The organism is Pedobacter suwonensis (assembly GCF_007833675.1).
GTDB classification, from domain to species: Bacteria; Bacteroidota; Bacteroidia; order Sphingobacteriales; family Sphingobacteriaceae; genus Pedobacter; species Pedobacter suwonensis.
This window is the reverse complement of sequence record NZ_CP031708.1, coordinates 1,545,565-1,568,856: the sequence shown is the minus strand read 5'-3', so window position 1 is coordinate 1,568,856 and position 23,292 is coordinate 1,545,565. Positions and strand designations below refer to the sequence as shown.

General features: G+C 38.5%; 21 protein-coding genes. 13 read left to right on the top strand and 8 right to left on the bottom strand.

The features are described 5' to 3' along the window. The first annotated feature begins 176 nt into the window (after nucleotides 1-176). From rplK to DV942_RS06330, 10 genes are all read left to right on the top strand, one after another. The gene (gene rplK / locus DV942_RS06370; RefSeq protein WP_010601094.1) at nucleotides 177-620 is read left to right on the top strand and encodes a 50S ribosomal protein L11; all 444 of its coding nucleotides are present in this window, start codon (nucleotides 177-179) and stop codon (nucleotides 618-620) included. A 20-nt stretch (nucleotides 621-640) separates the two neighbouring features. Further along, entirely contained in the window at nucleotides 641-1,339 is a 699-nt protein-coding gene (gene rplA, locus DV942_RS06365) for a 50S ribosomal protein L1 (RefSeq protein ID WP_025143259.1), read from the top strand. Nucleotides 1,340-1,341: 2 nt separating this feature from the next. Next, nucleotides 1,342-1,863, top strand: coding sequence for a 50S ribosomal protein L10 (rplJ, locus tag DV942_RS06360; RefSeq protein ID WP_090502367.1), 522 nt, complete (start codon nucleotides 1,342-1,344; stop codon nucleotides 1,861-1,863). A gap of 65 nt (nucleotides 1,864-1,928) precedes the next feature. Further along, nucleotides 1,929-2,306: a 50S ribosomal protein L7/L12 gene (rplL, locus tag DV942_RS06355; protein ID WP_010601097.1), complete on the top strand. Its 378-nt coding sequence runs from the start codon at nucleotides 1,929-1,931 to the stop codon at nucleotides 2,304-2,306. A 157-nt stretch (nucleotides 2,307-2,463) separates the two neighbouring features. Then, nucleotides 2,464-6,267 carry a DNA-directed RNA polymerase subunit beta gene (gene rpoB, locus DV942_RS06350; RefSeq protein WP_090982781.1) on the top strand — a complete coding sequence of 1,268 codons (3,804 nt, stop codon included), beginning with the start codon at nucleotides 2,464-2,466 and terminating at the stop codon, nucleotides 6,265-6,267. Nucleotides 6,268-6,357: 90 nt separating this feature from the next. Then, nucleotides 6,358-10,644, top strand: coding sequence for a DNA-directed RNA polymerase subunit beta' (gene rpoC, locus DV942_RS06345; RefSeq protein ID WP_090982783.1), 4,287 nt, complete (start codon nucleotides 6,358-6,360; stop codon nucleotides 10,642-10,644). 258 nt (nucleotides 10,645-10,902) lie between these two features. Beyond that, the gene (locus DV942_RS23425; RefSeq protein ID WP_166672316.1) at nucleotides 10,903-11,073 is read left to right on the top strand and encodes a hypothetical protein; all 171 of its coding nucleotides are present in this window, start codon (nucleotides 10,903-10,905) and stop codon (nucleotides 11,071-11,073) included. An 84-nt stretch (nucleotides 11,074-11,157) separates the two neighbouring features. Continuing rightward, a complete protein-coding gene (locus DV942_RS06340) occupies nucleotides 11,158-11,469 on the top strand; it encodes a DUF3467 domain-containing protein (RefSeq protein WP_029279713.1) in 312 nt (103 codons plus the stop codon). Between the two features lie 76 nt (nucleotides 11,470-11,545). Further along, entirely contained in the window at nucleotides 11,546-12,769 is a 1,224-nt protein-coding gene (locus tag DV942_RS06335) for an OmpP1/FadL family transporter (RefSeq protein WP_145856180.1), read from the top strand. Nucleotides 12,770-12,780: 11 nt separating this feature from the next. Continuing rightward, complete coding sequence (locus tag DV942_RS06330) at nucleotides 12,781-14,076, top strand: SGNH/GDSL hydrolase family protein (protein WP_145856178.1); 1,296 nt, start codon at nucleotides 12,781-12,783, stop codon at nucleotides 14,074-14,076. 51 nt (nucleotides 14,077-14,127) lie between these two features. Here DV942_RS06330 and miaA read toward each other — a convergent pair whose 3' ends face one another. The 5 genes from miaA to DV942_RS06310 form a co-directional block, all read right to left on the bottom strand. Continuing rightward, nucleotides 14,128-15,048, bottom strand: coding sequence for a tRNA (adenosine(37)-N6)-dimethylallyltransferase MiaA (gene miaA, locus DV942_RS06325; protein ID WP_145856176.1), 921 nt, complete (start codon nucleotides 15,046-15,048; stop codon nucleotides 14,128-14,130). Between the two features lie 74 nt (nucleotides 15,049-15,122). After that, nucleotides 15,123-15,287 carry a hypothetical protein gene (locus DV942_RS23765; RefSeq protein ID WP_244950837.1) on the bottom strand — a complete coding sequence of 55 codons (165 nt, stop codon included), beginning with the start codon at nucleotides 15,285-15,287 and terminating at the stop codon, nucleotides 15,123-15,125. Nucleotides 15,288-15,292: 5 nt separating this feature from the next. Continuing rightward, nucleotides 15,293-15,769: a plasmid pRiA4b ORF-3 family protein gene (locus DV942_RS06320; RefSeq protein ID WP_145856174.1), complete on the bottom strand. Its 477-nt coding sequence runs from the start codon at nucleotides 15,767-15,769 to the stop codon at nucleotides 15,293-15,295. A gap of 99 nt (nucleotides 15,770-15,868) precedes the next feature. Further along, nucleotides 15,869-17,275: a CCA tRNA nucleotidyltransferase gene (locus DV942_RS06315; protein ID WP_145856172.1), complete on the bottom strand. Its 1,407-nt coding sequence runs from the start codon at nucleotides 17,273-17,275 to the stop codon at nucleotides 15,869-15,871. A 119-nt stretch (nucleotides 17,276-17,394) separates the two neighbouring features. Further along, complete coding sequence (locus DV942_RS06310; RefSeq protein ID WP_145856170.1) at nucleotides 17,395-17,961, bottom strand: L-threonylcarbamoyladenylate synthase; 567 nt, start codon at nucleotides 17,959-17,961, stop codon at nucleotides 17,395-17,397. Between the two features lie 334 nt (nucleotides 17,962-18,295). Between DV942_RS06310 and DV942_RS06305 the strand changes: the two genes are divergently transcribed. Next, entirely contained in the window at nucleotides 18,296-18,847 is a 552-nt protein-coding gene (locus DV942_RS06305) for a DUF4136 domain-containing protein (RefSeq protein ID WP_145856168.1), read from the top strand. A 178-nt stretch (nucleotides 18,848-19,025) separates the two neighbouring features. Continuing rightward, entirely contained in the window at nucleotides 19,026-19,580 is a 555-nt protein-coding gene (locus DV942_RS06300) for a DUF4136 domain-containing protein (RefSeq protein WP_186462436.1), read from the top strand. Between the two features lie 275 nt (nucleotides 19,581-19,855). Here DV942_RS06300 and DV942_RS06295 read toward each other — a convergent pair whose 3' ends face one another. Together DV942_RS06295 and DV942_RS06290 are read right to left on the bottom strand one after the other, a co-directional pair. Further along, nucleotides 19,856-21,055: a glycosyltransferase family 4 protein gene (locus tag DV942_RS06295; protein WP_145856163.1), complete on the bottom strand. Its 1,200-nt coding sequence runs from the start codon at nucleotides 21,053-21,055 to the stop codon at nucleotides 19,856-19,858. Between the two features lie 15 nt (nucleotides 21,056-21,070). After that, the gene (locus DV942_RS06290; RefSeq protein WP_186462435.1) at nucleotides 21,071-21,889 is read right to left on the bottom strand and encodes a 2,3,4,5-tetrahydropyridine-2,6-dicarboxylate N-succinyltransferase; all 819 of its coding nucleotides are present in this window, start codon (nucleotides 21,887-21,889) and stop codon (nucleotides 21,071-21,073) included. A 183-nt stretch (nucleotides 21,890-22,072) separates the two neighbouring features. Between DV942_RS06290 and DV942_RS06285 the strand changes: the two genes are divergently transcribed. Beyond that, nucleotides 22,073-22,471, top strand: a complete 399-nt coding sequence (locus tag DV942_RS06285; protein ID WP_090982803.1) for an RNA-binding S4 domain-containing protein — start codon at nucleotides 22,073-22,075, stop codon at nucleotides 22,469-22,471. Here the strand turns inward: DV942_RS06285 and DV942_RS06280 are convergent, their stop codons facing one another. Next, a complete protein-coding gene (locus DV942_RS06280) occupies nucleotides 22,472-23,245 on the bottom strand; it encodes an EcsC family protein (protein WP_145856161.1) in 774 nt (257 codons plus the stop codon). It lies immediately after the preceding gene. Nucleotides 23,246-23,292: the final 47 nt, after the last annotated feature.

The window sequence follows — 23,292 nt, the reverse complement described above, 5'->3', positions numbered from 1 at the left end:
ACTCAGATACTGGTTCTGAATAAAAACTACAATAAATTAATTTATTAATACTATTGTTTTACTGTAAGTTAATCCATATCTTTGCAGTCCTTTAAGTTTTATAGGAACTCTAAGGAATTAAATGTTACATGCTTCCAATATTTAACATTGAGTTTTAAATAAACAAAAAACACAAAATGGCAAAAGAAGTCAGTGCAATGATCAAATTACAGATCAAAGGCGGAGCGGCAAATCCATCGCCACCAGTAGGACCTGCATTAGGTGCTAAAGGGGTGAACATTATGGAGTTTTGCAAACAGTACAACGCTCGTACCCAAGATAAAGCAGGTAAAGTATTGCCAGTTGTAATTACTGTTTATGCTGATAAGTCATTCGATTTCATCATCAAAACCCCTCCGGTAGCTATTCAGTTAAAAGATGCTACTAAATTACAGAGTGGTTCTGCTGAGCCTAACCGTAAAAAAGTTGGGTCGGTGACCTGGGACCAGATTAAAGTTATTGCTGAGGATAAAATGCCTGATTTAAATGCATTTACAATCGAATCAGCAATGAGTATGGTTGCTGGAACAGCACGCAGTATGGGAATCACCGTTTCTGGTGACGCACCCTGGAACAATTAATTAAAAAACAGTTTACAACAGTGGCGAAATTAACTAAAAATCAAAAAAAGGCACATGCTAAAATAGAAGCTGGTAAAGCTTATACTTTGAAGGATGCTGCTGCTTTGGTAAAAGAAATCACTACTACTAAATTCGATGCTTCAGTTGATATTGATGTATCTTTAGGTGTAGATCCGCGTAAAGCCAATCAAATGGTACGTGGTATTGCTACTTTACCACACGGAACAGGTAAAACTGTACGTGTTTTAGCTTTGGTAACTCCTGATAAGGAAGAAGAAGCAAAAGCAGCTGGCGCAGACTTCGTAGGTTTAGACGAGTATGTAGCTAAAATTGAAGGTGGTTGGACCGATGTAGACATTATTATCACTACACCAGCTTGTATGGCTAAGGTAGGTAAATTGGGCCGTGTTTTAGGTCCAAGGAACTTAATGCCTAACCCAAAATCAGGAACAGTAACTAACGAAGTTGGTAAAGCTGTAACAGAGGTTAAAGCAGGTAAAATTGATTTTAAAGTAGACAAAACGGGTATCATACACGCCTCGATAGGAAAAGTATCATTCCCAGCAGACAAAATTTATGAGAACGCACTTGAGATTATTCAAGTAATTTCTAAATTAAAACCATCTGCTGCAAAAGGAACTTATTTTAAGAGCATTCACGTGTCTTCAACAATGAGTCCTGGGATTGCAATTGAAACAAAATCAGTAGCGGGGATCTAATCATGAACAGAGAAGAAAAAAACGAAGTAGTTTTAGAACTACAAGGACAAATGCAGGAATTTGGCAATTTTTATATTGCTGATACTTCCAGCCTTTCTGTTGAGCAGATCAATAACATCCGTCGCAAATGTTTTGAAGGCGATATCGTGATGAAGGTTGCTAAAAATTCTTTAATCCGTAAAGCGATTGAAGGTTTAGATGGCGATGCTTCTGAGATATACGAAGCGCTTAAAGGTTCATCATCATTATTATTCTCAAAAACAGCTAATGCTCCGGCTAAGTTGATTAAAGCTTTGAGAAAAACATCTGATAAACCAGTGCTTAAAGCAGCGTTCATAGATTCATCAGTATATGTTGGCGATGACCAATTGAATAACTTAGTAAGCTTGAAATCAAGAGAAGAGCTTATCGGAGATATCGTTGGATTATTACAATCACCAGCTAAAAATGTTCTATCTGCGCTTCAATCAGGCGGTAGCAAAATTGCAGGAATTGTTAAAACTCTTCAGGAAAGAGAAGGTTAACGGACACCTTAAGTTCGCAAATTAAACACAATTATTTTTACGTAAATTTTTAAAATCTTAATAAAATGGCAGATTTAAAAGCGTTTGCTGAGCAATTGGTAAACTTAACAGTTAAAGAAGTTAATGAATTAGCTCAAATCTTAAAAGATGAGTATGGTATTGAGCCTGCAGCTGCTGCTGTAGTTGCTGGTCCTGCTGCTGGTGGTGATGCACCTGCTGCTGCTGCAGAAAAAACATCTTTTGATGTAATCTTAAAAGAAGCTGGTGGTCAGAAATTAGCAGTTGTAAAACTTGTTAAAGACTTAACTGGTTTAGGTTTGAAAGAAGCTAAAGACTTAGTAGACGGTGCACCAAAAGAATTAAAAGCTGGTGTTGCTAAAGACGAAGCAGAAGCTCTTAAAAAACAATTAGAAGAAGCTGGAGCAGTAGTTGAGATTAAGTAATCACTTAACTTAGCTAAGCTAAAAATGTATTAGACACCGACTGAAAATGTCGGTGTCTTTACCTGTTTATAAACACCTCATTTTGTTTGGTTAATGAGCCTGTTTGAAATTCGAACCAAACAAATAGTTTATTCTTAAACTAAAATCTTTTAGTCCATTGGCAAAGACAGTCGAACAAAGAGTAAATTTTGCAACAAGTAAGCACATTATAGACTATCCGGATTTTCTGGATGTGCAATTGCAATCATTCAGAGAATTTTTCCAGATAGATACCACATCAGACGATCGCTCTAGCGAAGGTTTGTTCAAAGTGTTTGCTGAAAACTTTCCAATAACAGATTCAAGAAATATCTTCGTATTAGAGTTTCTTGATTATTTTGTTGATCCGCCACGTTACGATATACACGAGTGTATTGAGCGTGGATTAACCTACAATGTTCCATTAAAAGCAAAGCTTAAGCTTTCTTGTAATGATGTAGAACATGAAGATTTTGAAACCATTATCCAGGATGTGTACTTAGGTACAATCCCGTATATGACACCAAAAGGTACATTTGTAATCAACGGTGCAGAACGTGTTATCGTTTCGCAATTACACCGTTCTCCGGGCGTGTTCTTCGGCCAAAGCCGTCACACTAACGGAACCAAATTGTACTCTGCACGTGTAATCCCTTTCAAAGGTTCATGGATCGAGTTCGCAACAGACGTTAATAACGTGATGTATGCTTATATCGATCGTAAGAAAAAATTCCCGGTTACCACTTTATTACGTGCTATCGGTTACGATTCTGATAAAGATATCTTGGAACTTTTTGATCTTGCTGACGAAGTAAAAGTTAGTAAATCAGGTTTAAAGAAATACATCGGTCGTAAACTGGCGGCAAGGGTATTGAAAAAATGGGTAGAAGATTTTGTTGATGAAGATACTGGTGAGGTAGTTTCTATCGACCGTAATGAAGTGATTCTCGAAAGAGAAACCGTTTTAGAAGACGAACACATTGATATGGTTATCGAAGCTGGCGTAAAAAGCATCATCTTATCAAAAGAAGATGGCGCAAGTCAGGCTGATTATACCATTATATATAATACCTTACAAAAGGATACCTCAAATTCAGAAAAAGAGGCTGTAGAAAACATCTATCGTGCTTTGCGTAACGCAGAACCACCTGATGAGGAAACAGCCCGCGGTATCATTGATCGTTTATTCTTTTCAGATAAACGTTACGATTTAGGAGATGTTGGTCGTTACCGCATTAACCGTAAATTGAAGATGAATACCCCTGATGAGGTTAAAGTATTAACAAAAGCAGATATCATTGCGATTGTAAAATACCTGATCAAGTTGATCAACTCTAAAGAAGAGGTGGATGATATCGATCACTTATCTAACCGTCGTGTACGTACGGTAGGTGAGCAGTTGTACGCACAATTTGGTGTGGGTTTAGCCCGTATGGCCAGAACCATCCGTGAGCGTATGAACATTCGCGATAACGAGGTGTTTACACCAACTGATTTGATTAATGCACGTACGTTATCATCAGTAATCAACTCTTTCTTTGGTACCAATCAGTTATCTCAGTTCATGGATCAAACCAATCCATTGGCAGAGATTACGCACAAACGCCGTTTATCGGCTTTAGGTCCAGGTGGTTTATCACGTGAGCGTGCGGGTTTCGAGGTACGTGACGTTCACTATACCCACTATGGTCGTTTATGTACGATTGAAACACCAGAGGGACCGAATATTGGTTTGATTTCATCACTTTGTGTGCATGCAAAAATCAATAATTTAGGTTTCATTGAAACACCATACAAACGTGTTGAAGATGGTAAAGTAGTTGTAGATTCAGACGTTATTTATTTATCTGCAGAAGATGAAGATGGTAAAACCATTGCACAGGCTAATGCAGAGTATGATGATAATGGTAACTTTACTACACCACGTGTTAAAGCCCGTTACGAGGGTGACTTCCCGATTATTGAGCCTGAGAAATTAGACTTAATGGACGTTGCACCTAACCAGATTACTTCAATTGCTGCTTCGTTAATTCCCTTCCTGGAACATGATGATGCGAACAGGGCGTTGATGGGATCAAACATGCAACGTCAGGCCGTGCCATTGTTACGTCCTGAAGCACCGATTGTGGGTACAGGTTTGGAAGGTCGCGTTGCACGTGACTCAAGAACTTTGATCAATGCAGAAGGTGACGGTGTTGTAGAGTACGTTGATGCCAACGAAATTACCATTAAATATGAGCGTAACGAAGATGATCGTTTAGTTTCATTTGAAGGTGATAGCAAAACTTACCGTTTAATTAAATTCAAAAAAACAAACCAAAATACTTGTATCAACTTAAAACCAATCGTTAAGAAGGGTCAGAAAGTAACTAAAGGACAAGTGCTTTGTGAAGGTTATGCTACTGAAAATGGTGAATTGGCCTTAGGAAGAAACTTAAAAGTGGCGTTCATGCCATGGCAGGGTTTCAACTTTGAGGATGCGATTGTAATCAACGAGCGTATTGTTCGTGATGACGTTTTCACTTCATTGCATATTGAAGAGTTTGAATTGGAAGTACGTGATACTAAACGTGGAGAGGAGGAATTGACACCTGATATCCCGAACGTTTCTGAAGAGGCTACTAAAGACCTTGATGAAAACGGTATTATCCGTATTGGTGCTGATGTAAAAGAAGGCGATATTTTAATTGGTAAAATTACACCTAAAGGAGAGTCTGATCCTTCACCGGAAGAGAAATTGCTACGCGCAATTTTTGGTGATAAAGCAGGTGATGTTAAAGATGCATCTTTAAAAACTCCTCCTTCTATCCAGGGTGTGGTAATTGATACCAAATTATTCAGCCGTGCTAAGAAAACTACAAAAGCTGAAGAAAAATCAGCGATTGAGAAATTAGACAAGGCATATAATAATATCACTGAGAAGCTAAAGGCAGAATTAGTTGACAAATTATTCGCTATCGTAAATGGAAAAACATCACAAGGTGTATACAACATTTACAAAGAATTGTTAGTTGCTAAAGGTGCTAAGTTTACGCAGAAAATTTTAGCCGAGCTTAATTACGAGCACATTAGCCCTAACAAGTGGACTACTGATGATGATAAAAATGAGCTGATTAAAATGTTGCTTCACAACTACGGTATCCGTGTTAACGAAGAGCTGGGTGCTTACAAACGCGATAAATTCGCGATCAGTGTAGGTGATGAGCTTCCTTCAGGAATCGTACAGATGGCAAAAGTTTATGTGGCTAAAAAACGTAAATTAAAAGTAGGTGATAAAATGGCAGGTCGCCACGGTAACAAAGGTATTGTTGCACGTATTGTACGTGATGAAGATATGCCTTTCTTAGCTGATGGTAGCCCGGTTGATATCGTGTTGAACCCGCTGGGTGTACCTTCACGTATGAACCTTGGCCAGATCTATGAAACCGTATTGGCATGGGCCGGTAAAGAATTGGGTGTTAAATTTGCCACTCCGATTTTTGATGGTGCTACGCACGATGAGGTGGAAGAGTGGATTGCTAAAGCGGGTGTTCCTGCTTCAGGAAAAACCTACTTGTACAATGGTTTAACAGGTGAGCGTTTCGATCAGACTACAACTGTAGGTATTATCTACATGTTGAAATTAGGTCACATGGTTGATGATAAGATGCACGCCCGTTCAATCGGACCATACTCATTAATTACACAACAGCCATTGGGTGGTAAAGCCCAGTTCGGTGGTCAGCGTTTTGGTGAGATGGAGGTTTGGGCATTAGAGGCATTCGGTGCAGCTAACATTCTTCAGGAGATCTTAACCGTTAAATCGGATGATGTAATCGGAAGAGCCAAAACTTACGAAGCCATTGTTAAAGGTGAAAACCTACCAACGCCAGGTGTACCAGAATCGTTTAACGTGTTGGTACATGAGTTACGCGGATTAGGTTTAGATATTACATTAGATTAATTAAGGTAGAGGGTTAAAAGGTAGAAGGTTGAGGGTTCAAACGCCCTCCGCCTTCCGCCTTACGCCTTTCGCCTTTAACCTTACATAAGTATGTCTTACAAAAAGGATAATAAATTAAAAAGCAATTTCACATCCATCACAATTAGCTTATCGTCTCCGGAAATTATTTTGGAACGTTCAAGCGGTGAGGTGTTGAAACCAGAAACCATTAACTACCGTACTTACAAACCTGAGCGTGATGGTTTGTTCTGTGAGCGTATTTTTGGTCCGGTAAAAGATTACGAATGTCATTGCGGTAAATACAAACGGATCCGTTACAAAGGGATTGTTTGTGATCGTTGTGGTGTTGAAGTAACAGAAAAGAAGGTACGTCGTGAGCGTATGGGACACATCGCTTTGGTGGTTCCTGTTGCGCACATCTGGTATTTCCGTTCTTTACCAAATAAAATCGGTTATTTATTAGGTTTACCTACTAAAAAATTAGATTTAATTATCTATTACGAGCGTTACGTAGTTATCCAATCAGGCTTAATGGCTGAAGAAGGTATCAACTATATGGACTTCTTAACTGAAGAAGAATATTTAGATATCTTAGATAAATTACCTAAAGAAAACCAATATTTAGATGATAAAGATCCTAATAAATTCATCGCCAAAATGGGTGCTGAAGCATTAGAAGATTTATTAAAACGTATTGATTTAGATACTTTATCTTATGACTTACGTCACCAGGCTGCTAACGAAACTTCTCAACAACGTAAAAATGAGGCTTTAAAACGTCTTCAGGTTGTTGAAGCTTTCCGTGGTGCCAATACACGTATCGAGAATCGCCCTGAATGGATGATTGTTAAAATCGTTCCGGTTATTCCACCAGAATTACGTCCTTTGGTTCCATTAGAAGGTGGCCGTTTCGCTACTTCAGATTTAAATGATTTATACCGTCGTGTAATTATCCGTAACAACCGTTTAAAACGTTTGATCGAGATTAAAGCACCAGAGGTAATTTTACGTAACGAAAAACGGATGTTACAGGAAGCTGTAGATTCGTTATTCGATAACTCACGTAAAGTTAACGCGGTAAAAACTGAAGGTAACCGTGCTTTGAAATCACTTTCTGATATTTTGAAAGGTAAACAAGGTCGTTTCCGTCAGAACTTATTAGGTAAACGTGTGGATTATTCAGCTCGTTCGGTAATTGTTGTAGGGCCTAGCCTTAAATTACACGAGTGCGGTATTCCTAAAGATATGGCTGCTGAGCTTTACAAACCGTTCATTATCCGTAAGATGATTGAGCGTGGTGTGGTAAAAACAGTTAAATCTGCTAAGAAAATCGTTGATAGAAAAGATCCATTGGTTTGGGATATCTTGGAAAATGTATTAAAAGGTCACCCGGTATTATTAAACCGTGCACCTACGCTACACAGACTAGGTATTCAGGCTTTCCAGCCAAAATTAATCGAAGGAAAAGCGATCCAGTTACACCCATTAGTTTGTACCGCATTCAACGCCGATTTTGACGGTGACCAGATGGCTGTGCACTTACCATTAGGTAACGCAGCAATTTTGGAAGCCCAGGTGTTAATGTTGGCTGCTCACAACATCTTAAACCCTGCAAACGGTACGCCGATTACAGTACCATCACAGGATATGGTTTTAGGCCTTTATTATATTACTAAAGGCCGTAGAACGGATGAAACCAGAGTGGTTAAAGGACAGGATTCTGCTTTCTATTCTCCAGAAGAGGTTATTATTGCTTATAACGAGAAAGAATTAGACTTGCATGCATTTATCAAAGTAAGGGTAAATGTTAAACAAGCCGATGGTTCTATCGTTAATAAATTAACTGAAACTACTGTAGGTAGGGTATTGTTCAACCAGATGGTTCCTGAAGAGGTTGGTTATATCAATGAGTTATTAACCAAAAAATCTTTAAGAGATATTATTGGTGAAGTAGTGAAAATGACTGGTATGGCCCGTGCTTCACAATTCCTGGATGATATCAAAGAATTAGGTTTCAAAATGGCATTCCAGGGAGGTTTATCGTTCAACTTACAAGACGTAAACATTCCGGTTGAAAAACATACTTTATTAGAACAGGCAGCAGCTGAAGTTGAAGAGGTAAGAAACAACTATAACATGGGTTTCATTACCAACAACGAGCGTTACAACCAGATTATCGATATCTGGACCCGTATCAACAACAGGTTAACTACTTTCGTTATGACTCAGTTATCTTCAGATAACCAAGGTTTTAACTCGGTTTACATGATGCTTGATTCTGGTGCACGTGGATCTAAAGAGCAGATTCGTCAGCTTTGCGGAATGCGTGGTTTGATGGCTAAACCTCAAAAATCAGGTTCAGGTGGCGATATCATCGAAAACCCGATCTTATCAAACTTTAAAGAAGGTTTATCGGTATTAGAGTACTTTATCTCTACTCACGGTGCACGTAAAGGTTTGGCGGATACGGCGTTAAAAACGGCGGATGCGGGTTACTTAACCCGTCGTTTACATGATGTGGCACAGGATATGATTGTTAACGATGATGATTGCGGTACTTTAAGAGGTATGTACACAACCGCATTAAAAGATAACGAAGATATTGTTGAGCCATTATATGAGCGTATTTTAGGCCGTACATCATTACATGATGTGTACAATCCTTTAAATGGCGAGTTATTGGTAGCTGCTGGTCAGGATATTGATGAGGATGTAGCTAAAGCGATTGAAGAGTCGCCGCTTGAAGGGATCGAAATCCGTTCGGTGTTAACCTGCGAGTCTAAACGTGGTGTTTGTGCATTATGTTATGGACGTAACTTAGCATCTGGTAAACGCGTTCAAAGAGGTGAGGCAGTTGGTGTAATTGCAGCACAATCAATCGGTGAGCCGGGTACACAGTTAACACTTCGTACTTTCCACGTGGGTGGTACTGCATCAAACATTGCTGCAGAATCAAATATCGTAGCTAAGTTTGATGGTGTAATCGAATTCGAAAACATCCGTACTGTGGATACACAAACAGAAGATGGTACCGTACAGGTAGTATTGGGTCGTTCAGGTGAGTTTAGAATTGTTGAGCCAGGAAGCGGTCGCGTGATCGTAACCAACAACATCCCTTACGGAGCTTTCTTATTTGTTAAAGAAGGTGATAAAGTAACCAAAGGCGACAAAATTTGTTCATGGGATCCGTACAACGCGGTTATCCTTTCTGAATTTGCCGGTAAAGCACAATTCGATGCCATTATTGATGGTGTAACTTACCGTGAGGAATCTGATGAACAAACTGGTCACAGAGAAAAAGTAATTATTGATACCCGTGATAAAACGAAAAACCCTTCTATTCAAATCGTTGACAAGAAAGGTGAGTTTATCAAAGGTTATAACATTCCGGTAGGTGCGCACGTTTCAGTTGATGAAGGTGAAGCGATCCAAACCGGTCAGATTATTGCTAAAATCCCACGTGCAACTGGTAAAACCAGGGATATTACAGGTGGTTTACCTCGTGTAACAGAATTATTTGAAGCCCGTAACCCATCTAACCCAGCTGTAGTAACTGAGATTGATGGTGTGGTAACTTTAGGTGGTGTTAAACGTGGTAACCGCGAGATTACCATCGAATCTAAAGATGGTGAAGTTAAAAAATACCTTGTTCCATTGTCGAAACACATCCTTGTACAGGATAACGACTTTGTGAAAGCAGGTATGCCATTATCAGATGGTTCAATTTCTCCTGCTGATATCCTTGCTATTAAAGGGCCTGCTGCCGTTCAGGAATACTTAGTAAATGGTATCCAGGAGGTTTACCGTTTACAAGGTGTGAAAATTAACGATAAACACTTCGAGGTGATTGTTCACCAGATGATGCAGAAAGTTCACATCGAAGATCCTGGAGATACTATTTTCTTGGAAAACAATGCAGTAGACCGTTGGGACTTCTCAGAAGAAAACGATGCCATGTACGACAAGAAAGTTGTTGAAGATGCAGGTGATTCAACCGAATTCAAACCAGGTCAGATTGTATCGTTACGTAAATTAAGAGACGAAAATTCTCAATTGAAACGTAAAGATTTGAGACAGATCACAGTTAGAGATGCAAGACCAGCAACTGCAAGTTCTATCTTACAGGGTATTACCCGGGCATCATTAGGTACTAAATCGTTCATTTCTGCGGCTTCGTTCCAGGAAACTACGAAAGTATTAAATGAGGCAGCTATTGCAGGTAAACGCGATAATATGTTAGGCTTGAAAGAGAATGTGATCGTTGGTCACTTAATCCCTTCAGGTACTGGTGTACGTGGTTACGAAAGAATCATCGTTGGTTCACAAGAAGAATACGATAAATTATTAGCTTCGAAACAAGAAGAAGTAGAAGCTTAATATTTTTTGATATTTTGTTTTAAAACTCCCTCCATATTGAGGGAGTTTTTTGTTTGGAATAGATTTTGTAACTTTAGTTGTATTAGTGATAATTTATGATGTCAGGTTTTTAGCACCAATACCTAATTCGATCGTCATGCTGAACTTGTTTCAGCATCTTTTCACCAAGTAGACCCTGAAATAAATTCAGGGTGACGATTTAGGAAGAACAAAAATAATTGAACTCAGTCAGTAAATAAGAATAAACACAATAGAGTTATGCCTGAATTGGATAACAAGAAAGAGATTTTAGCAACAAAAGAAGATATTGGCAATACTAAGGAAGCACTGGCTAATGCCAAAGCTGAAATTATTAAGTGGATGTTTATTTTTTGGATCGGTCAGATTGCAGCTACGGTAGGTATAATATTAACTTACCTGAAAAAATAAAAGTTAAAAGTTTCGATGATTTTCTTTAATATTATATTCTAAATTCCGCCATTAAGCAGCGGAATTTTTTATTTTTGAATCATTATGGAAGAACAACAAAACGAGAATCAATTAAACATAGAGTTATCAGAAGAGATTGCTGAAGGGATTTTTTCTAACCTGGCTATTATTACCCATTCTAATACCGAATTTGTATTGGATTTTATCCGCGTAATGCCGGGTATTCCGAAAGCAAAGGTAAAGTCGAGAATTATTTTAACTCCGGAGCACGCAAAACGCTTATTATCAGCATTGGAAGATAATATACAAAAATTCGAAGCCGTAAACGGACGTATTAAGACTCAGGAAGAACCGCCTTTTCCGATGGGTTTTGGTGGACCGACTGCCCAAGCCTAGAACCCTCAAAATTCTTACACACAAATATTTGCTTACTATGTTAGCATAGTATATATTTGTATATAACCATTTATAAATGAAAAAAATTTTATTGAGCGTATTACTTTCTGCTCCACTATGGGTTTTGGGGCAGGGTTTCCAGGTTAATTTACAAGGTCAGAAGCAAATAGGTATGGCGGGTGCAGGTTCTGCATTGGCTTTGGATGAAGCTTCTGTATTTTATAATCCGGGTGCGGTATCTTTCTTAGAGAAAAACTCAGTTTCAGCAGGAGTAAACCCATTATTATTTAAATCAGCGTTTCAACAAACAGGCTCAAACGTTACGGAGAATGTTAAAAATAAAATTGCGCCTCCATTCGAATTTTACGCGGTTTGGGGTCCAAAATCAAATAAATGGAAACTGGGTTTGGGCGTTTATACGCCATTCGGAGGTTTGGTTGACTGGGGAAATGACTGGTCTGGCAGATATGCACTAACCTCATTAAATTTAAAAGCTATTTATTTCCAACCTACTTTAAGTATCAAGATTACGGACCGTATTGGTATTGGTGCAGGTTTTGTGTATAATCATGGTGATGTGAATCTTCAAAGAGCGCTTCCGGTAAATTTTCCTGATGGGCGCTCCGGACATGCTACTTTAGAGGGAACCGGAAAAGGTTATGGTTGGAATGCAGGTTTATATATTAAGACCCTAAGCAATATTTCATTTGCGCTTGTTCACAAATCAAAAGTAGTTACGAAATTAGATAATGGTACTGCTGAATTTGATGTGCCAGGTTCATTAAGGTCTTCGTTCCCAGCAGGAAATACATTCAATGCGGAATTACCTTTACCGTCAACCACAAGCCTGGGTATAGGCATTCCATTATCACAAAGTACTACATTGGCATTTGATGCCAGTTGGGTGCAATGGCATATTTATCAGGATTTATCATTTGATTATGCGACCAATACTCCAGCACTTGCGGATACCAAATCGGCTCGTAATTATCGGGATGGTTCTTCTTTCAAACTGGGTATTAATCACCAGGCATCAGAAAAATTAGCTTTACGAGCTGGTGTTGGTTATGCGCTTTCACCTGTACAGGATGGCTATGTAACACCTGAAGCACCAGATGCTGATCGTTATATTTTAAGTGCTGGTTTAGGTTATACACCTACCAGCCATTTCGAAGTTAATGCATCGTTCTTTTTTGAAGATGTTAAATCACGTAAGCAAAAGAACATAGAAACAGGCCTGGATGGTACTTTTAAAACATTGGTTTATGCGCCAGGTATTTCATTAACTTATAAATGGTAGGAGAATTTAAGATGAAAAAATATATATTAAATAGTTTCATTGCTGCTGCCATTCTTTTCACAGCAGCCTGCAAACCTGAGATTGAAACACCTGCGGGCACGACGGCAGGACAAGCGAATTTCAGCAAATACATTGCTGTTGGTAACTCTTTAACATCAGGTTATGCTGATGGTGGATTGTACCTTGAAGGACAAAAAGTAGCCTATCCAAACTTAATTGCAGCGAAGATGTCTTCAGTAGGGGGAGGAGCTTTTACTTCTCCATTTTTCAATGAAGATCGTTTAAATGGCTCGGGTTATATCTCTTTAACAGCTTTGGTAAATGGAACCCCAACTTTAACTCCTGTAACAGATAAATTAGCAATAAGGGATGCTGCAAAGCATTTGGATAAGTACAGTGGTGAAATCCAAAATTTAGGTATTCCCGGCATGCGTGTCGATTTATCTTTCGATCCAACACTTACTTTTAGCGCTGCAAATCCTTTTTTTGAGCGTTTATTAACGGATGCCCAAGTTGGTAAAACCAATTATTTTCAATATATCCAGGGGAGAAACCATACCTTTTTCTCTATCTGGTTGGGAAATAACGATGTATTGGGTTATGCTTTAAATGGTGCGGTAACCGTTGCTGGTGATCCGACCACCGTATTAACAGATAAAGTAACCTTTTCATCATTATATGCTAATTTATTAAATGCCTTAACCGCTGGTGGTCAGAAAGGAATAGTAGCCACTATTCCTGATGTAACAGCTATTCCTTACTTCAATACTGTTAAGCCTTCTCTGCTGCTCGCTGCAGCAAAGGCTTCTAATCCTGCTGCTCAGGCCGTATTTATTCAAACGGGTACTGGCGCGGTAAGGGTAGCAACGGATGAAGATTTAATTCGTTTACCCTTTCAATCGGCTGGTTTATTTGGTCAGGGTACTATTCCTTATGGTTTACACCCGTTAAATCCTATCGCAAACAACTGGGTATTGGATAAAGATGAGGTAATTAAGGTAAAAGATTATGTAAACAGCTATAACAGCAGCATAAAATCTATCGCAACAAGCAAAGGTTTAGCTATAGCAGATACCTATGCTTATTTTAATCAGGTAAAAGCTGGTGTAGTAGTACAAGGTATTGGTATCAATGCTGCTTTTATTTCAGGTGGTGCTTTCTCTTTAGATGGAATTCATTTAACCCCTCGTGGAAATGCAGTAATTGCGAATGTATTTATCGATGCCATTAATGCAAAATATGGCTCTACTATTCCGACGGTTGATGTTACACAATACAGAGGAGTAAAATTTCCTGACACAAAGTAAGGTTTAAGTTTAAAAAAAGGGGAGCATAGTTTTGTATGCTCCCCTTTTTATTTACAGGGTTATTTTATTCTCTGCAAAGTCGATAATTTGTTTACTTTGGTCAGGTTCAAACCAAGTCACTTCTTCGTCTCTTCTAAACCAGGTAAGCTGGCGTTTGGCAAAGCGCCGGGTATTTTGTTTAATGGCAGCAACGGCATCCTCAAGGGCAATTTTGCCGTCCAGGTAATCGAACAGCTCACTATAACCTACCGTATTTAAAGCATTGTATTTTCTAAATGGGATGAGCAATTTTACTTCCTCTACTAAGCCATCAGCCATCATCTGATCAACTCTTCTGTTAATCCGATCATAAAGAAAAGCGCGATCGGTATTTAATCCAATCTTGATGATACTAAACGGTCTTTCCTTTTTGGTTGCCGAAAGCATTGAAGAAAGCTTTTGACCTGTTGATAAATATACTTCCAAACCTCTGATCATTCTTTGTGGATTTTGCTGATCTACTTTGGCAAAGTATTCAGGATCCACTTCGGCCAGTTGATTTTGGATAACACTTAAACCTTCTTCTTCGAATTGTTTATTTAATTTTTCCCTGATCGATAAATCGATATCGGGCATGTCATCTAAACCATTTATCAATGCATTTACATATAACCCTGAGCCTCCAACCATAATCGCTACATCATGTTTCCTGAAAATTTCATCCAGCTTCTTTAGCCCTTCAACTTCAAAATCGCCGGTACTGAATAATTGCGATACTGAATGTGAATCAATAAAATGATGCTTTGCCGCTGCTAATTCAGCTGCACTGGGTTTTGCGGTTCCTATTGCCATTTCCCTAAAAAACTGCCGCGAATCTGCAGAGATAATTTCTGTGCCGAAATGTTGAGCCAGTTGAATAGCCAAAGCCGTTTTGCCTATGGCAGTAGGGCCAACTACGGATATTAAAGTTTTTGTTTTCGGGGCTTGAGGCATGAAGATTGGTATAAAATAAAAGCTGCCAAATTTAAATATTTGGCAGCTTTTTGCATTTATTATTTTGTTGCTAATTAATAGTCATCTTTATGGCTATCATCTTCGAACTGATCGTCATCAGAAAATTCATCTCCAAATTCGTCGTCTTCACTCTCTTCATCTTCTTCCCGTTCTTCCTCGTTAATACCCATATCGCCCATGGCTTCTAATTCGTCGGTATCTTCAGGTACAAAGTTCATTTCGTTTAAGAAATCAAATTCACCTGCAGTCGCAGCAGCTCCCGGGGATCAACAGCCTGCGGACTATTCTGCTCCATAATTTTTGGTGCTTCACCAACGCTTTTGGCTAAAAATGGATATTCGATATTCGGATCGGCGTCAAGTATGATTTTTACAAGCTCTACGTGGAAATCGTAGGGGCGGTCGAAATTATAGATATAGTAAAACTTTTGATGTGGATCTTCAATGAAACCGCTCAATTTGGAATTTTCCATTAAAACTACACGGTCTTTTTTTCGTTCGTTTGGTAAATAGGCAATTTCATCGCCTTTTAGCCAATTATCGGTACTTACATAAAAAGATGAAGGCTTTTCGGCATTATAACCTGTCGATCTGTGGATAGCTTTATGCAGATCTTCAAATGTTTGGTTTGATTTAATGTCGATCTCTCTCACAACATCATCAAAATCTTCGAAAGTAATTCTAAATTTATAAATAGCCATTATTTTATTTTGGAATCGTAAAAATAAAGTTAATTTATAACTGCCGCAAGCATGGAGCGTCTTAAAAGACACCGTATTTAGATTGTTACGGCAATCAAATTATTTATTAACAGGATATAATCCCATTTGTTTTGCCTGATTAAGCATAAAATTAAACGCTTCCTGATAATCATTTGTAATCTCACCTTCCAATATGGCCTCACGAATGGCGTTTTTAATCAGGCCGACTTCTTTGCCTGCATCAAGGCCAAAAGTTTCCATGATGTCGTTGCCGGTAATTGGTGGTTGCCAGTTTCTGATTTTATCACGTTCTTCAACATCCCTGAGCTTTTGCTTTACCAGTTCAAAGTTGTTTCGGTATTTTGTTTTCTTATATTCGTTTTTGGTGGTCACATCGGCATTGCAGAGCAACATCAGACTTTCAATTTCTTCTCCGGCATCAAAAAGCAATCGCCTTACAGCAGAATCTGTAACCGTTTCCTGTGCAAGCACAATTGGGCGTAAATGAAGTTGCACCAGTTTTTGCACATACTTCATCTTTTCGTTTAAAGGAAGTTTCAGCTGTGCGAAAATTTTCGGAACCATGCGCGCACCCCTGTCTTCATGGCCGTGGAATGTCCAGCCGTGGCCTTCTTCAAAACGTTTGGTAGCCGGTTTGGCAATATCATGTAAAATAGCCGCCCAACGTAGCCATAAATCATCCGTATCCGCGCATATGTTATCCAATACCTCAAGTGTATGATAAAAGTTGTCTTTATGCCCCTTTCCTTTAATAATTTCCACGCCATGAAGTTGTGCCATCTGGGGGAAAATGATATGCAATAATCCGGTATCGAAAAGATATTTAAAGCCTACAGATGGCTTTTTGGAAAGAATGATTTTATTCATCTCATCCGTAATCCGCTCTTTTGATACAATACTAATGCGCTGTTTTTGTGTTTTTATGGCATGTAGCGCAGTCTGATCAATATCAAAATTAAGTTGTGAAGCGAAACGTATGGCCCGCATCATGCGCAAAGGATCGTCAGAAAAGGTTATTTCCGGGTCGAGTGGTGTACGGATCAGCTTATTTTCGAGATCTTTAATGCCCTCAAAAGGATCCAGTAATTCACCAAAACGATCAGCATTTAAATTAATTGCCAAAGCATTGATGGTGAAATCTCTGCGGAGCTGGTCGTCTGCTAAAGTACCATCTTCAACAATAGGTTTGCGCGAATCAGAACGATAAGATTCTTTCCGGGCGCCCACAAACTCGATTTCTAAATCCTGAAATTTGATGTTTGCCGTACCGAAATTTTTAAAAACAGCCACCTTGGTGTTCAGTTTTCTACCTACAGCTTCAGCATAGGCTATTCCGCTGCCTACAACAACCACATCAATATCTTTTGAAGGGCGATTTAAAAATAAATCGCGAACAAAGCCACCGATTACATATGCTTCGGTTTGGTGCTTATCGGCAATTTGTGATAAGGTTTTAAATATTGGATGTTGTAGGTGTTGCTGCATAAAAATGATTTCGTCATGCTGATCCGATAGCTGGCTATTGGATTTATTTCAGCATCTATTAAAAAATAACCTGGTGACGAATTACTTAATGATGCGAAATTAATAAAAACTATTGAGGCTTACTTCCTGATAAACTCAAACTGTCCACCTGGAGAAAGTTTCATGATGGTTGATGGCTTTTTGCTGGTCCGGTTTTCCTGTTCAAAATCTACTACATAATCAACAGCATTGATGATTTCAGGATCAATGTCATCGAAGAATTTTGGCGAAGGCTGCCCGCTTAAATTTGCTGAGGTAGATACGATGGGTTTTCTAAAACGCTGGATCAATGGGGTACAAAAATCGTGTTTAACAATTCTGATGCCTACGCTGCCATCGGCATTAATTACATTTTTAGCCAAGTTTTTGGCATTCGAAAAAACAACGGTAAGTGGGTTTTCTGCATATTCGATCAGATCATACGCCACGTCGGGTATTTCGGCAACATAACTCTGCAGTTTACTGTCAATATCCAATAAGACGATTAAGCTCTTTTCGGCCGGCCGGTTTTTTATTTTCAGTACTTTATCTACCGCTTCCGGATTGGTGGCATCGCAACCTATTCCCCAAATGGTATCGGTAGGATAGAGGATTACCCCGCCCGATTTTAATACTTCTAAAGCTTTGTTAATCTCATCTTTTAACATTCTGCAAAGTTAATCGATAAAGCTTAAGTTAAGTAACGTACTCATAAAAGAATTTTAGCATTATATATTCTTTATTCTATTGACTGATACGCTCGGATCAATAAATCAATTTCTAATCACTGGTTATTAAATGAAGTACATTTTACAATAGGAATGTTTATCCTTAATGATTCAACGATTTCCTCTGGCGCCATATGTTCCTATCTGGCACTTATCATACTGATAAAGTGATGTTATGATCGTAACATATTCTTTATCGTTCATTTAGCTGGACTGATGTGTTTTACGGCAATAAACCCGTATTTTAGTAATAGGTTATTAAATAAAACATAAAATGAAACACACACTTAAATGGGGTATGCTGTTTACTATTGTAATGGCATTTACCGGTTGTATTTCTGTGCTTACGGCATCAGATTACGACAAAAAGATCGATTTTTCGAAGTTGAAATCCTTTGCTTATTATGAAAAAGGCATTGAACATTTGGAATTAAACAACCTGGACAAGCCCAGGATGTTAGATGCCATCGAAGCCACTATGGCAAAAAAAGGGTTTGGCAAAGCTGGCCGACCGGATTTTTTGGTTAATGTAGTAGTTTTAAGCAGCATTAATGCAAGGGCAGATTGGGGTTATAGCGGAGGTGGTTATCAATGGGATGCAGCCTCATTGTCGTATCAATGGAGAGATTCGCAATTCGGACCGCTTAACAGCAACAAACCATATCAAACGGGGACTATTATCATTGATTTTTTGAATCCGGAAACCAAGGCAATTATGTGGCACGGGGTAGGGTCAGGCTTTAATTTGGATGATTATAACGATAGAGAAAACAGGATAAATCTTGCTGTTAAACAGATCTTGTCACAATATCCTCCAATTTATTGATCTGATCCATTTAATCCAATTGTAAAATATTTAGTCTGAGTGATATAAGGTCAAAACATAATCAAATAGAAATCGTTTTATAGATAAAAATCTGATTGTAAAAAAATGTTAAATGATTTTATTTGGTTTGCAAGATCGTTATATTTATGTCAGGTTATTTATACAAGAAACGCACAAAATGAAAACAGCACAAAAATTATTAATGCTTTTTACAGTGGTATTGGCATTAGCAGGATGTACAACACTCCGTACCGCATCAGATTATGATAAAGATGTTGATTTAAGGTGTTATAAAACTTACAATTTTTACGATAAAGGTATCGCCAGGATTAAGCTCAACAATTTAGATAAGCGCAGGTTGATGGCGGCGGTTGAATCTGAAATGAATGCGAAAGGCTTTACAAAATCGGATCGTCCGGATATGCTGGTTAATCTTGTAGTGGTTGCCCGCGAAAAAACCGATGTATATGGCCCGGGTTACTACGGTGGCTGGGGATGGGGCTGGCGCGGCGGTTGGGGAAATCCTTTCTGGGGCGGCGGTACCTATGTGAACCAGTATATTGATGGTACCATTATTATCGATTTTCTGGATCCGGCAAAAAAGATTCTATTCTGGCACGGACAAGGATCAGGTTTTAACCTTGATAACTTTAATAAAAGAGAACAACGTTTGTATACTGGCGTGAAAGAAATCTTAGCACAATATCCATCGAACGGTGTAACTGCAAAATAAGCAGTAGAAATTAACGATAACAAGAGGGCTGTTGAATTTTAAATAATTCCAGCCCTTTTGCCTTTGTACAGTCAGTTCCAACTTAAACCTGACATTCGCGGAAAGCCCGGAATCCGATCCTTCATCGGATGAGGACTTGTAGCATTGGCAGGACTAACGTTTATAGTAGCAGTATCCTTGCTTTTCGAATATAAAAGCCAAATTTCTGTAATTAACCTAAATTACGGCACATTACACGTTATAACAAGGGAATGTTGGCATAAAGGAATAGCCTTTTAAAGAGACAGATAGCAATACATCAGTTGCTCCGTAACTACAGAACTATTGAATTTTTGAACAAATTCCAACCCCTTTTCTTTCATTTCTTTTTGAAGTTGAGGATTTTCTATAATCTGATTAATGGCTTTTGCTAATCCTGTTGCATCATTTGGCGAAACATACAGACTATTGGGACCACCCGCTTCTTCCAGGCATGAGCCTGTTGCCGCAACAACTGGAACACCAGAGTAAAGAGCCTCAATAATTGGGATACCAAAACCTTCGTAAAAAGAAGGGTAAACAAAAACGTTGGCCATTTGGTAAATGCCAGGCAGGTCGGTAAAAGGAATGTTTTTTAAAAATAAGATGCGGTTTTTCAGACCGAGCTTTTCTATTTCTTTCTCAACGCTGTTGAAATAGGCAGTTTGTTTCCCTATCACTACCAATTTATATTCTTCATCAACTTCTTTTAAAGCCTGGACAACCAGTTTTAGATTTTTACGCTCTTCAATGGTGCCAACATTCAGCAGATATTTATCAGGTAGTTTATAGGTTGCCTTAATCTTGCTTAATTTTTCTTTTGGGAACGCTGTTTTAAAACTATCATCGCAGCTCTGGTAAATGACTTCAATCTTTTCAGGGTTAATCCCGTACAGATTGATAATATCTTCCTTTGTTTTTTCGCTGATGGCGATAATTTTATTGGCACGTTTGCAAGCCGATTTACTTTTCCATTCGTATAATTTCCGGTCGATCAATTTATAATACTGTGGATAGCGAAGGAAAATTAAATCATGTATGGTTACAATTGATTTAATTCTGGTATGTTGTATGGCTAACGGAATTTCATGACTAAGGCCATGAAAAATCTGGCATTTGTCTTGGGTTAAATCTTTTAGAATATTTAACATCCTCCATAAAAAAGGCCCGCTTTTAGGAAGCCTTAATTTGATGTTTTCCTTTTCAAAAAAAGCATCTATCTGTCTGGCGGATTTTACTTTTGGTGCATAAACCAAATACTCGTGTTCAGGAAACTGATCCGCCAGATGCTTAATTAAAGAACGGCTGTAATTACCAAGTCCGGTTAAGTTATTGGCAGCACGCTTGCCGTCAAACCCTATTTTAAGCTTAAAGTTTAAAGCCGAAAGACCAAAGCTTGATTGATCAAGTTCAGTACTATCGGCCTTTTGATTTTTAGTTTCGCTTTCAGCTTTCACCTTTTTGCTTTCAGCTTAAACCGCTACATTATTTTCTCTCAACGCATCGTTAAGTGAAGTTTTCTTATCTGTACTTTCTTTGCGTTTACCGATAATTAAAGCACAGGGAACCTGAAATTCGCCAGCTGGGAATTTTTTAGTATAACTTCCTGGTATTACCACTGAACGAGCCGGAACAATACCTTTATATTCAACAGGGGTTGGACCGGTAACATCAATAATTTTGGTCGATGCTGTTAAAACCACATTGGCACCAAGAACGGCTTCTCTTTCTACTTTAACACCTTCTACTACAATAGCCCTTGAACCTAAAAAGGCATCATCTTCGATAATAACCGGAGCTGCTTGTACAGGCTCTAAAACACCACCAATACCCACACCACCACTTAAATGTACACGTTTACCAATTTGTGCGCAAGAACCCACTGTAGCCCAGGTATCAACCATGGTGCCTTCGTCAACATAAGCGCCAATATTTACATACGATGGCATCATGATTACACCTTTTGCCAAAAACGAACCATAACGTGCGCTTGCCATAGGCACCACACGAACACCAGTTGTTTTGTAATCGGTTTTTAATTCCATTTTATCATGGTAAACAAACGGACCGCTTTTAATTTCCTTCATTTCGCGGATCGGGAAATATAAAATTACTGCCTTTTTTACCCATTCATTAATGCCCCAAGAGTTTAAAACTGGTTCAGCTACACGGATTTCGCCCTTATCTAAACCTTGAATTACCGTTTCAATGGCTTCGCAATAGTTGCTATATTGTAAAAGTGTTCTGTCTTCCCAAGCGGCTTCAATTAATTTCTTTAAATCTGAATACATGATGTTTTTTAATTTTACGCAAAATAAATCAATTTTTGTTTATTAAAGGGTTTATTGTATAAATTGTTTTGTTCCTAGGTTAAAGGTTAATTGTTTCAATCGGTTAACTGTTGAAAGCCGTATCTACAATTAACCGATCAACCAGTTTATACAGTTAACCTAATTACGTATTTTTGTATTTTTATGACAGAGACAGAAAAACTTAGGATAGATAAATATTTATGGGCAATCAGGCTGTTTAAAACAAGGAGCCTGGCTACCGATGCCTGTAAAGCGGGTAGGGTGAAACTCAAGGGGCAGAATATTAAACCCTCGGCTATTGTGAAAGTTGGCGACGTTTACCAGGTTTCAAAAGGCATTGAGAAAAAAATTATAGAGGTGGTTGAACTCTCGTATAACAGAACAGATTCGCCAACCGCCTTAACCAAATATAAAGATCTTACTCCGCCAGAAGAAACGCATGCTTTTAAATCAGCTTTTCATGCACCAACACTTAAACGCGATCGGGGAACAGGACGTCCAACTAAGAAAGACAGAAGGGAAACAGATGATTTATTGGATGGGATGTTTGATGAAGAGTAGTTAGTTTCCGGTTTTAAGTTTACGGTTTTCAGTTTCTTCTGAACTGGAAATTGCGTACTGCAAACTGAAATACCTCATTCTGTAACTCATCATTGCTGTCTTACCTAATTTCTCAATTAATTTATAATTGGCAATGGCGCCAACTGCTGCACCTACAAAAGGGAGCATCTGGGCCAGTTTAGCCAGATCGATGTAATCGCGATACTGTTGCTGAAAAGTGAGCCAGTCAAATTCATCAATATTGGTCGGCAATAAATGCGCTTGATCATCCCAGGACAGCATTTTGCTGAAAACATGCTGACTTTCTTCTTTACTTGAAAAGGCCAGTTGAAAGATGTGTAGAATATATAAACGTTCGCGGTAATCTTTAACATCATATCCGTAAACTGCCGCTATATCGAAAAGCATTTTCATTTTGATGCCCAATAATAACGGGAAATCAGCCAGGCTCATTAAAAAACCACCCGCACCTGTAATTCCACCTTCTGCAGCCCCTGTTTTTTTATAATTTTCGATCTTTTGCCTAATTAATGCCTCTCGGTGCATCAAAGTCAAATCGGTAATGGGTTTCGAAGTGGTAAAGGTAGAACCAAAAAGTACCGCCTTAACCATTTGTTTTATGGCTGAGGTTATGGCATCATGAACCTTATCGGGTATATAGCTGTTTATTTTCTTTTGAACTTTATCAGTCACCTTGTTTAATAGTGAAGGTTGTTGCAAAGTTTTAAACTTCCAGAAATCCAGTTCACTCTTTATTTTTTGTTCGTAGGTCATGATTATGTTCATACAATAATTATTCCTTAAAATTTAACAAAAAATAA